At 74.4% G+C, this 10,351-nt stretch carries 11 protein-coding genes and 1 tRNA gene; 6 read left to right on the forward strand and 6 right to left on the reverse strand.

The annotated features are described in order from the left end of the window. Positions 1 to 6: 6 nt before the first annotated feature. From AC2H4J_RS02530 to AC2H4J_RS02540, 3 genes are read right to left on the reverse strand one after another with little or no spacing between them, the layout of a single operon-like run. Positions 7 to 1,539 carry a carboxyl transferase domain-containing protein gene (locus tag AC2H4J_RS02530; protein ID WP_487463249.1) on the reverse strand — a complete coding sequence of 511 codons (1,533 nt, stop codon included), beginning with the start codon at positions 1,537 to 1,539 and terminating at the stop codon, positions 7 to 9. Beyond that, positions 1,536 to 2,729: a CaiB/BaiF CoA transferase family protein gene (locus tag AC2H4J_RS02535; protein ID WP_487463250.1), complete on the reverse strand. Its 1,194-nt coding sequence runs from the start codon at positions 2,727 to 2,729 to the stop codon at positions 1,536 to 1,538. Before AC2H4J_RS02535 ends, AC2H4J_RS02530 begins: the two co-directional genes overlap by 4 nt. Before the next feature lie 45 nt (positions 2,730 to 2,774). Then, complete coding sequence (locus AC2H4J_RS02540) at positions 2,775 to 3,368, reverse strand: 5-formyltetrahydrofolate cyclo-ligase (RefSeq protein ID WP_487463251.1); 594 nt, start codon at positions 3,366 to 3,368, stop codon at positions 2,775 to 2,777. A gap of 26 nt (positions 3,369 to 3,394) precedes the next feature. Between AC2H4J_RS02540 and AC2H4J_RS02545 the strand changes: the two genes are divergently transcribed. The 6 genes from AC2H4J_RS02545 (at position 3,395) to AC2H4J_RS02570 (ending at position 7,797) form a co-directional block, all read left to right on the forward strand. Continuing rightward, the gene (locus tag AC2H4J_RS02545) at positions 3,395 to 4,339 is read left to right on the forward strand and encodes a UTP--glucose-1-phosphate uridylyltransferase (RefSeq protein ID WP_487463252.1); all 945 of its coding nucleotides are present in this window, start codon (positions 3,395 to 3,397) and stop codon (positions 4,337 to 4,339) included. Positions 4,340 to 4,418: 79 nt separating this feature from the next. After that, a complete protein-coding gene (glp, locus tag AC2H4J_RS02550; protein WP_487463253.1) occupies positions 4,419 to 5,855 on the forward strand; it encodes a molybdotransferase-like divisome protein Glp in 1,437 nt (478 codons plus the stop codon). A 58-nt stretch (positions 5,856 to 5,913) separates the two neighbouring features. After that, complete coding sequence (locus tag AC2H4J_RS02555) at positions 5,914 to 6,474, forward strand: GNAT family N-acetyltransferase (RefSeq protein WP_487463691.1); 561 nt, start codon at positions 5,914 to 5,916, stop codon at positions 6,472 to 6,474. Between the two features lie 166 nt (positions 6,475 to 6,640). Continuing rightward, positions 6,641 to 7,306, forward strand: coding sequence for a hypothetical protein (locus tag AC2H4J_RS02560; protein WP_487463254.1), 666 nt, complete (start codon positions 6,641 to 6,643; stop codon positions 7,304 to 7,306). 108 nt (positions 7,307 to 7,414) lie between these two features. Next, positions 7,415 to 7,488 (forward strand) — tRNA-Ala (locus AC2H4J_RS02565). Between the two features lie 75 nt (positions 7,489 to 7,563). Continuing rightward, positions 7,564 to 7,797 carry a hypothetical protein gene (locus tag AC2H4J_RS02570; protein WP_487463255.1) on the forward strand — a complete coding sequence of 78 codons (234 nt, stop codon included), beginning with the start codon at positions 7,564 to 7,566 and terminating at the stop codon, positions 7,795 to 7,797. 12 nt (positions 7,798 to 7,809) lie between these two features. Here AC2H4J_RS02570 and AC2H4J_RS02575 read toward each other — a convergent pair whose 3' ends face one another. The 3 genes from AC2H4J_RS02575 to AC2H4J_RS02585 are packed head-to-tail and all read right to left on the reverse strand — an operon-like array spanning position 7,810 to position 10,336. Continuing rightward, positions 7,810 to 8,586 (reverse strand): enoyl-CoA hydratase/isomerase family protein, encoded by a 777-nt coding sequence (locus AC2H4J_RS02575; protein ID WP_487463256.1) that lies wholly within the window; start codon positions 8,584 to 8,586, stop codon positions 7,810 to 7,812. A 17-nt stretch (positions 8,587 to 8,603) separates the two neighbouring features. Next, entirely contained in the window at positions 8,604 to 9,899 is a 1,296-nt protein-coding gene (locus AC2H4J_RS02580) for an MFS transporter (RefSeq protein ID WP_487463257.1), read from the reverse strand. After that, the gene (locus tag AC2H4J_RS02585) at positions 9,896 to 10,336 is read right to left on the reverse strand and encodes a MarR family transcriptional regulator (RefSeq protein WP_487463258.1); all 441 of its coding nucleotides are present in this window, start codon (positions 10,334 to 10,336) and stop codon (positions 9,896 to 9,898) included. Before AC2H4J_RS02585 ends, AC2H4J_RS02580 begins: the two co-directional genes overlap by 4 nt. Positions 10,337 to 10,351: the final 15 nt, after the last annotated feature.

Consider the following 10,351-nt stretch of genomic DNA (forward strand, 5'->3'; position numbering starts at 1 on the left):
CCCGGGTCAGCGACCCAGGTGCCGGTAGCGGTGGAGCCGGCTGCGGAAGCGCTGGGTGTCGTCGCGGCCGAGCAGCCCGGCGAGCTCCTCGCCGAGCACCCGGCCCAGCCGCTGGCAGAACTCGGTGGGCTCGTCGGCGGCGTCGGGGCGCTCGGGCACGACCCGGTCGACGATCCCCGCGCGCCACAGGTCCGTGGCCCGCACCCCCTGCGCGGCGGCCATCTCCCCGGCGTGCGTGATGTCGCGGTGCACGATCGCCGAGGCGCCCTCCGGGGGCAGCGGGCCGAGCCAGCCGTTGGCCGCGGCCAGCACCCGGTCGGCCGGCACCAGGGCCAGCGCGCCACCCCCGGTGCCCTGGCCCAGCAGCACCGCCAGGGTGGGGGCCTTGAGCATGACCAGGTCGTGCAGGCAGCGGGCGATCTCCCCGGCCATGCCGCCCTCCTCGGCCTCCCGGGAGAGGGCGGCGCCGGGGGTGTCGATCAACGTGATCAGCGGCAGCCGCAGCTCCTCGGCCAGATGCATGCCGCGCCGGGCCTCGCGCAGCGCCGCCGGGCCGAGCGGAGCCGACAGCGACTGCCCGCGCCGGTCCTGGCCGAGCACCACGCACGGCGCGCCGCCGAACCGGGCCAGCGCGAGCAGCAGCCCGGGGTCCTTCTCCCCGGCGCCGGTGCCGGACAGACCGACGACGTCGGTGGCCGCCGTGCGCAGCAGCCGCCGCACGCCCGGCCGGTCCTCCCGGCGGGAGGCGGTCACCACGTCCCACGCGGTGCGCCCGTCCTCGGGGTCGTCGGCGTCGGTGCCGTCCTCGGCCGTGGGCTTCTCCGCGCCGCTGACGTCGAGGTGCCAGGTCTGGCGTGCCGCGAGCACCCGCAGCGCCCGGTCGGCGACGTCGGCGATCTCCTCGTGCGGGACGACGGCGTCGATCAGCCCGTGGACGGCGAGGTTCTCCGCGGTCTGCACGCCCTCGGGGAACTGCTCCCCGTACAGCGCCTCGTACACGCGCGCACCGAGGAAGCCGATCGCGGCACCCGGCTCGGCGATGGTCACGTGCCCGAGCGAGCCCCAGGACGCCAGCACGCCGCCGAACGTCGGGTTGCGCAGGTAGACCAGGTACGGGAGTCCGGCCTCCTTGTGCCGGGCGATCGCCGCGGTGATGCCGACCATCTGCAGGAAGGCCACCGTGCCCTCCTGCATGCGGGTGCCGCCGGAGACCGGGGCGGCCAGCAGCGGCAGCCCTTCCTCGGTCGCCCGCTCCACGGCGGCCATCAGCCGCTCGGCGGCGGCGACCCCGATCGAGCCGGCGAGGAAGCCGAACTCGCCGGCGACGACGGCCACCCGCCGGCCGCGCAGCATGCCCTCGCCGGTGATGATCGACTCGTCCTGACGGCTCTTCTCCGCCGCGGCCGCGAGCTCGGCGGCGTAGGACTCCGACACCTGTCCCCGCTGCACCGGGGAATCCCACGACGACCACGACCCGGGGTCCAGCACCAGGTCCCGCAGGGCCCGGGCGTCCAGCCGCGCGGGGCGGTCGGCGCTCACGTGGCGGTCCCGTCGACCGACAGCCAGGCCCGGATGGCGGCGCCGTCGGCACCCAGCACCGGGGGAGCGGCGTGGTCGTGGCGGGTGGTCTCGGTCTCGCCGTCCGGACCCGGTGCGAAGAACCGCAGGGGCGGGCCGGGCAACTGGATCCGGCCGAGGGTGGCGTGCTCGACGTCGACGAGGAGCCCCTGCGACAGGGTCTGGTCCCAGCCGTAGACCTCGTCGAGGGTGCGCACCTTCCCGGCCGGGATGCCCGCGGCGGCCAGCCGGCCGAGCAGGTCCTCCGGGTCGATGTCGGCGAACGCCTTCTCGAGCAGGGCGATCACCTGCTCGCGGTTGCCGACCCGCTCGCCGTTGGTGGCCATGCCGGGCGCCTCGGGGTCGAAGCCGAACTCGGCGCACAGCCGGCGCCACAGCCCCTCCGACCCGCAGGAGAGCTGCACGCTGCCGCCCCGGCAGTGGAACAGGCCGTACGGGACGATCGACGGGTGGTGGTTGCCCTGCGCCCGCCCCACCTCGCCGGCGACGGTCCACCGGGTGCCCTGGAAGGCGTGCACCCCGACGATGGCGGCCAACAGCGAGGTGCGCACGACCTGCCCGCGGCCGGTCCTCTCGCGCTCCAGCAGGGCAGCGAGCACGCCGTAGGCGCCGTACATGCCGGCCAGCAGGTCGCCGATCGGGACGCCGACCCGCTGCGGGTCCTCCGGCCCCGACCCGGTCAGCGACATCAGCCCGCCCTCGCCCTGGGCGATCTGGTCGTACCCGGCGCGGGTGCCCTCGGGACCGTCGTGGCCGAAGCCGCTGATCGACAGGGTCACCAGCCGAGGGTTCAGCTCGGCCACCACGTCGGTGCCGAAGCCGAGCCGGGCGAGCGTGCCGGGGCGGAAGTTCTCCAGCAGCACGTCGGCGCGGCGCAGCAGCTCGGTGAGCACGGCCTTGTCGGCGTCGTCCTTGAGGTCGAGGGTGATCGACTCCTTGTTCTTGTTCGTCGACAGGAAGTACGTGGACTCCCGGTCGCCGGAGTCCGGCTGGACGAACGGCGGACCCCAGCCGCGGGTGTCGTCACCGCTGCCGGGGCTCTCCACCTTGATCACCCGGGCGCCGAGGTCGCCCAGCATCATCGCGGCGTGCGGCCCGGCGAGGGCCCTCGTGAGGTCGACGACGAGGACGCCGTCCAGTGGTCCGCTCATGCGAGGAATCATGGTCGCCATCGGCGCCGCCCCCCACATCGGGCCTCATCCCATGGCAGACACGGTCTGCCAACCCCCTGACGGTGTGACCACGGCGGTGACCGGCCGGTCGTGCGGCTCGGCCGGCAGTTCGTCGAGGAACTCGTCGTCGAACAGCAGGGCGACCACGACCGCGTCCGGCCGCGCGTGCTGCAGGGCGCGGTCGTAGTACCCCGCTCCTCGCCCCAGCCGGATCCCGTTCCGGGCGACGGCGAGAGCCGGGACGACGACGATGTCCGCCATTCCCACCGCGGTGGCACCGAGCCGCGGCCCGAGCGGCTCCAGCACGCCGTGTCGCCCGGGGGCGAGCCGGCCTGTGTCCACGGCCCACGCCAGCTCACGGCCGTCGGTGGGGGTGACCGGCAGCAGGACCCGGGCGCGGAGCTGGGTGAACGCCGCGGGGATCCGCCCGTGCCCCGGCTCGTCGTCCTCCGGCACGTACGCCGCGAAGACCCGCACGCCGGCCAGCCCGCGCAGCAGTGCCCTCGTGACCGCGGCTGCTGCCGCCTCCCGCTCGCGCACCGGGCGTTCCGCGCGGCGGTCGAGGATCTGTGTGCGCAGCGCTGCCTTGGCCGCACCTGCCGCGGGATCCCGGGTCACGACCGCAGGCTAGCTAGGCTGCGCCAATGTCCAGCCCCACCGCCTCCCCGGCCCGCCGGTCGGCCACCAAGGCCGTCATCCCCGTCGCGGGCATGGGCACCCGGTTCCTGCCCGCCACCAAGGCCGTGCCGAAGGAACTGCTGCCGGTCGTCGACCGTCCCGCGCTGCAGTACATCGTCGAGGAGGCGGCTCGCGCCGGCCTGCCCGAGGTGCTCATGGTCACCGGCCGCAACAAGGCGGCCATCGAGGACTTCTTCGACCGGCAGCCCGAGCTGGAGACGGCGCTGGAGAAGAAGGGCGACGCCGACCGGCTGGCCGCGGTGCACGAGTCCACCGACGTCGCGCAGGTGCACTTCGTCCGCCAGGGCGAGGCCAAGGGGCTCGGCCACGCGGTGCTGCAGGCCGCCGCGTTCGTCGGCGACGCGCCGTTCGCGGTACTGCTCGGCGACGACCTGATCGACGCCCGCGACCATCTGCTGGAGGAGATGCTCGCCGTCCAGGCCGAGCACGGCGGCTCGGTCATCGCGCTGCTCGACGTCGGCATGGAGAACATCGACAAGTACGGCGCGGTCGCGGTCGAGCCGGGCGAGCATCCGGTCATCGACGGCGACGAGGTGGTCCGCGTGACCGGCCTGGTGGAGAAGCCGCCGGCCGACGAGGCGCCGAGCAGCCTGGCCATCATCGGCCGCTACGTGCTGGCCCCGGAGATCTTCGACGCGCTTCGCGGAACGCAGCCGGGCCGCGGTGGGGAGATCCAGCTGACCGACGCGCTGGCCACCCTCGTCGAGCGCGGGGAGCCGGTGCACGGCGTCGTCTTCAGCGGTCGCCGGTACGACACCGGTGACCGGCTGGACTACCTGAAGGCCGTCGTCCGGCTGGCGGTGGAGCGCGACGATCTGGGCCCGCCGCTGCGTTCCTGGCTGCGCGAGTTCGTGGCCGACCTGCCCGCAGAGGGCGCGTCGCCGTCCTGACCGGGCTCGGCAGGGGCACCATCGGGCGGCGGGGCATCCGCAGAGCTGCCCGCGGCACGGCGAGACGACGGTGGTGAGGATGAGTCAGGACAGCACGGGCGCGGGGTTCCGGGGTTTCCGGGACACCGCGCAGGTGGACATGCCGATGGCTCCGCCGCGCGCGACCGGCCCCGTCTCCGGCCGGGCGCCCATGGGCACGCTCACCGAGCACCGGACCGGTCCGATCGTGGATCGCCCGCTGCAGGCCTCGCAGCCGGTGCCGATCCTCCAGCTGTCGGAGGGCCTCGCCACGGTGCGCACCGTGGAGCGCCACCTCGACGAGATCCTCGCCGCGGTGCCCCAGCCCGACCCGATCGAGCTCGCCGTCCTCGACGCGCAGGGGCTGCTCTGCGCGGAGGAGGTCACCAGCCAGCGGGCGCTGCCCGCCTTCGACCAGGCGGCGCTCGACGGCTACGCGGCCCGCGCCGAGGACGTTCTCGACGCGACCCCCGAGGCGCCGGTGGACCTGGCCGTGGTGGGGGAGAGCCTGCCCGGTGCGGCGGCGCCGTCGTCCATCGGTCCGGGCCTGGCCCTCAAGGTGGCTGCGGGCGCCATGCTGCCGACCGGGGCCGACGTCGTCGTCCCGGCCGTCTGGACCGACCAGGGAACCGTGCGGGTCGCCGTGCACGCCGGGCCGCCGGCGGGCAGCTACGTCCGCCGGACCGGCGACGACGTGGCGCCGGGTGACCCCGCCGTCCAGGTCGGGACGCCGATCGGTCCCGCCCAGATCAGCCTGCTCGCCGCCGTCGGCCGCGAGCGCGTGCTGGTGCGGCCACGCCCGCGGATCGCCGTGCTGTGCGCCGGCTCCGAGCTGGTGGACGTCGGGACGACGCCCGCGCCGGGCCAGCTCGTGGACGTCAACAGCTACGCCCTCGCGGCCGCCGCGCGGGACGCGGGGGCCGAGGCCTACCGGTCGGGGATCCTGCCTTCGGAGAAGCGCCGTCTCACCGAGGTGCTGGAGAGCCAGCTGCTGCGCAGCGACCTGGTGCTGATCGCCGGCACGTTCGCCAGCGGCGGGTTCGACATGGTGCAGGAGGCGCTCGCCGAGCTCGGCGAGATGCGCTTCCGGCAGGTCACGATGCACCCTGGCCCGGCGCAGGGGTTCGGGCGGCTGGGTCGCGACGACATCCCGGTGATCTGCATCCCCGGCGAGCCGGTGGCCGCCCTGGTGGCGTTCGAGGTGTTCGTCCGGCCGGCGATCCGGCTGATGCTCGGCAAGCGCCAGCTGTTCCGCCGCACCGTGCAGGCGATCGCCGGGCAGCCGCTGATGTCGCCGCTGGGCTACCGGCAGTACCTGCACGGCACGGTCATGCGGCATCCCGACGGCGGGTACGTCGTCGAGCCGGTGGGCGACGGCACCGAGGCGCTGCTCGCCCGCATGGCGCGGGCCAACTGCCTGATCGTCATCGACGAGGACGTCACCGAGGTGGCGGCCGGCGGACTGGTCACCGTGATGCCGCTCCTCCTGGGCGGCTGAGCTGGAGCCCGCTGCCCACCCCGGCTGGCCGGCCACGCTCGGCTGGGGCCCGGTCGAGCTGCACCCCCTCCGGCGCCGGGACGCCGGCGAGTGGAGCCGGCTGCGCGTGGCGAACGAGTCCTGGCTGAGCCGCTGGGAGCCTTCGCACGCGCTGCCCTGGCGGGACCGCCACACGCCACCGGCCTACCACGCGATGCGCCGCGCGGCGCTGCGTCGCGCGCGCCAGGGCACGTCGCTGCCGTTCGCCGTCCGCGTCGAGGGTCGGCTCGCCGGTCAGGTGACCATCGACAACGTCGTCCGCGGGGCGCTGCGCGCCGGCTACCTCGGCTACTGGATCGACCGCGCGGCCGCGGGCCGCGGCATGGCCTCGCTGGCCGTCGCGCTGGTCTGCGACCACGCCTTCACCGATGTCGGGCTGCACCGGCTGCAGGCCGACATCCGGCCCGAGAACGGTCCGAGCCAGCGGCTCGTCGAGCGGCTCGGCTTCCAGCGCGAAGGCCTGCTGCGGCGCTACCTGGACATCGACGGCGACTGGCGGGACCACTTCGCCTACTCCCTGCTGGCCGAGGACCTTCCCGGCACCGTGCTCGCCCGATGGCAGGAGCGGATACCACGGTGAGCGACTCCGGCCCCGGCAGGTCCGCCGCGACACGCCCCGTGAGTCACACGGGCCTCAGAACACATCAGCGACACACCGCGCGCCTCCCGGGATCGCGCGGCCGACCTGCATAACCTCGCCCCTGCGAGTGACTCATGTGACAGGTGGTGTTCGAATGGGATCGGGCGTGCTCTTGGCCGCTCTGGTCGTTCTCTGGTTCGTCGTGCTGGTGCCCATGGTGGTGACCCGCGGCGACACGCAGGGAGGCCGGGCGGAACTGGCCGACTCGGGCCGGACGCTGCAGCGGCGCCGGACCGTGGACCCCGTGGTCCACGCCGACACCGAGCGCGTCTCGGTCGACCGCGACCTCCTGCGCACCAGCGGTGAGCTGCAGGTCGACGTGCACGCGATGCGCCGCCGCACCCTCGGCGGCCTGGTCGCCCTCGCGGCGCTCTCCCTGGCCGGCGCGGTGCTCTACAGCCCGTGGCTCTGGACGGCGCAGCTGTTCCTCGACCTCGCCGTCGTCGGGTACGTGCTCGTGCTCCGGAAGGTCGCCCGCCGCGAGCGCCTGGCCGCCCGCCGGGCCGCACGTGCCGCGGCCCGCGAGGCGCTGCGTGCCGCGACGCGTCAGGTGCCGGTGGAGGAGTCGGTCCACGAGACCGTGGCCCAGACCGACCTGCCGCACCCGAGCGTGCCCATCGCCCCGGTCGCCCAGTTCCGGGCACGGGTCATCAAGGCGCGGACGGCGGCGCCGGCCGGCTGGCAGCAGAGCGCGGTGGTCGGGCTGGACGACGACGACATCGGGTTCGCCGACATCGACGAGTACCAGCCGCGCAAGGTCGCCAGCCTCTGAAGAACACCCCCTGCCCCTCACCGCTCGCATGCTCGCGGCGGGACGTTGCAGGGGACCGACTCCCCGGTGCTGGCGCCGGGGAGTCGGGACGGTAAACTGTCCATCGAAGGGGCTGTGGCGCAGTCCGGTAGCGCACCTCGTTCGCATCGAGGGGGTCAGGGGTTCAACTCCCCTCAGCTCCACACCTTCACCGCACCAACCAGCCGACGCCGTCGGGGCCTCCGCCCCGGCGGCGTTCGCCGTTCCAGGAGGACACAGTGAACTCGCCCGAGGCACCGGAACCGCCCGAGCCGCAGGCGGCCCGCGCCCGCCGGCTGATCTGGGCCGGTGGCACCGTCGTCGCCCTGTGGTTCATCGCCGACGGGCTCAGCGGCCTCTGGCCGGGGGCCGGTGGGCTCACCCGGGTGCTGATCGCCGTGGCGGCCGTCGTCGTGGTGCTCGCCGTCGTCCTGGGCGTCGTCGCCGTCGTCCGGCGCGATCGCGAGGACTGAGCCCGGGGCTCCTCAGCGGGCGTTGCGGAAGTCCGGCGTCCGCTTCTCGACGAACGCCCGCACGCCCTCGATTCCTTCGGGGTCGGCGGCGGACTCGGCGATCAGCTGCGCCTCGTCGTCCAGTTGCTCCTCGAGCGTGCGGATCGCGGCCTGCCGCACCAGCGACCGGGTGCGGACCATTGCGCGGATCGGGCCCGCGGCGACCTCGTGGGCCAGCGCGATCGCGGAGTCGCGCAGCTCGTCGTCCTCGACCAGCCGCCCGACGAGGCCGAACAGGTGGGCGTCCGCCGCCGACAGCGTGCCGTTGGTGAGCATGAGCTCCAGTGCCCGGGGGGCGCCGAGCGCGCGGGCGAGGGCCCACGACGAGCCGCCGTCGGGGGAGAAGCCCAGGCCGCCGTAGCCGGGGCGCAGCTTCGTGCCGCGCCCGCAGACGACGACGTCGCAGGCGCCGATCAGGCCCAGGGCGGCCCCGGCGACGGCACCCTGCACGCCGGCCACCACGGGCACCGGGGTCGCGAGGAGCAGCCGGATGACGTCGTGCCAGTCGTGCGCGAGCTGTCCGACGAACGCGCCCGGGTCCTCGGCGTCGCCGAAGGACTGCACGTCACCGCCCACGCAGAACCGGGGTCCGTTGCCCAGCAGTAGGACAGCCCTGGTCTCCGCCGGTCGGTCGCGGAAAGCGGCGGACAGCTCACCGGCGAGAGCGGGGGTCAGCGAGTTGCCCCGCTCCGGCCGGTCCAGCGTGATCCGCCAGACATCGCCGTCGATCTCGGTCAGCAGCTCGCTCATCCCGCCACCGTAGGGCGTCAGGAGCGGGCGCGTGCCTCCGCCTGGAGCTCGTCGTCGATCGCCCCCGGAGCGCCGCCGAACTCGTCGGCCACCTCGCCGGCGATGTCGTCGTCGGTCGGGGCATGCCCGCCCGACGCCATGTCGGCGTCCGCCCGGGCGAGCATGCGGTGACCGGTGGCCAGCACGCCGATGCCGGCCACGACCGCCACCGCCCCGACGATGAACGGCACGTGCAGGTTGAAGTGCTCGGCGAGCTTGCCCGCGGCGAACGGGGCCAGGCCACCGCCGATGAACCGGACGAAGCCGTAGGCCGCCGACGCGACCGGCCGCTCCACCGGCGAGACCAGCATGACGGCCTGGGTGGTCAGCGTGTTGTTGATGCCGACGACGATGCCCGAGGCGATGACACAGACGATCAGCGCCCAGCGGACGTCGGTGAACAGCCCGATGAGCAGCAGCAGGACGGCGAAGAAGCCCAGCGCGCCGTACAGCGACGGGGCGGTGCCGAAGCGGGCCTGCAGCCGCGGTGCGCCGATGACTGCGAAGAAGGCGACGAGCAGACCCCAGCCGAAGAACACGAAGCCGAGATGCACCGCGTCGAGCTCCATGGGGTACGGCGCGTACCCCAGCATCGTGAAGAAGCCCCAGTTGTAGAGCACCGCGGTCAGGCTCATGGTCAGCAGGCTGCGGTGGCGCAGCGCCTTGAGCGGCGCCAGGACCGACGTGCGGTGGGCCGGCTTCGGGGTCTCGTCCAGCAGGACGACGGTGGCCAGCAGGGCGATGGCCATGAGGACGGCGACGCCGAAGAACGGGCCCCGCCAGCTGATGTCGCCGAGCAGCCCGCCGACCAGGGGTCCGGCGGCGATGCCCAGGCCGAGCGCGGCCTCGTAGAGGACGATCGCGCCGGCGAAGCCACCGGTGGCCGAGGCGACGATGACCGCCAGCGACGTGGCGATGAACAGGGCGTTGCCCAGCCCCCAGCCGGCGCGGAAACCGACGATGCCGCCGATCGAGCCCGACAGCCCCGCGAGCGCGGAGAACACCACGATGATCACCAGGCCGGTGATCAGGGTGCGCTTGGCGCCGATCCGGCTGGACACCCAGCCGGTGAACAGCATGGCCACCGCGGTCACGACCAGGTAGCTGGTGAACAGCAGGCTGACCTGGCTCGGCGTGGCGTGCAGTTGCACCGACAGCGCCGGCAGGATCGGGTCGACCAGGCCGATGCCCATGAAGCTGACGACACAGGCGAAGGCGACGGCGTAGACCGCCTTCGGCTGCTTGAACATGCTGGAACCGGCGGCGGAGCTCACCGGCTCACCTCCTTCGTGGGCCGGCGCAGCGCGTCGGCGAGACGGGTCAGAGCGGGGATGGCGTCGGCGATCCGTGCGACGTCGTCGGCGGGCAGTTCGGCCAGCGCGCCGTCCAGTCGCCGGGTCCGGGCGGCTCGGCGCTCGTCGACGAGCGCCTGTCCGCCGGGGGTGAGGCTGAGCCGCACGGCGCGGGCGTCGTCCGGATCGGAGTCCCGCTGCACGAGCCCCTGATCGACCAGCCGGGCGATGAGGCTGCTCATGGACGGCTGGCTGACGCCTTCGGCCACGGCGAGCTCGGTCAGCCGGGCCGCACCGGAGCCGGCCAGGCGGGAGAGGGTGGCGGCGGCCGTGCGGCTGAAACCCTCGCGGCGGGTTGTGACCGCGGTGAGCCGGAGGACGAGAGCCTCGAGCTCGGCGGCGGTCAGGACGGGCGGCACGCAGTCAGTTGTACA

Source organism: Blastococcus sp. OS1-29 (assembly GCF_057628075.1).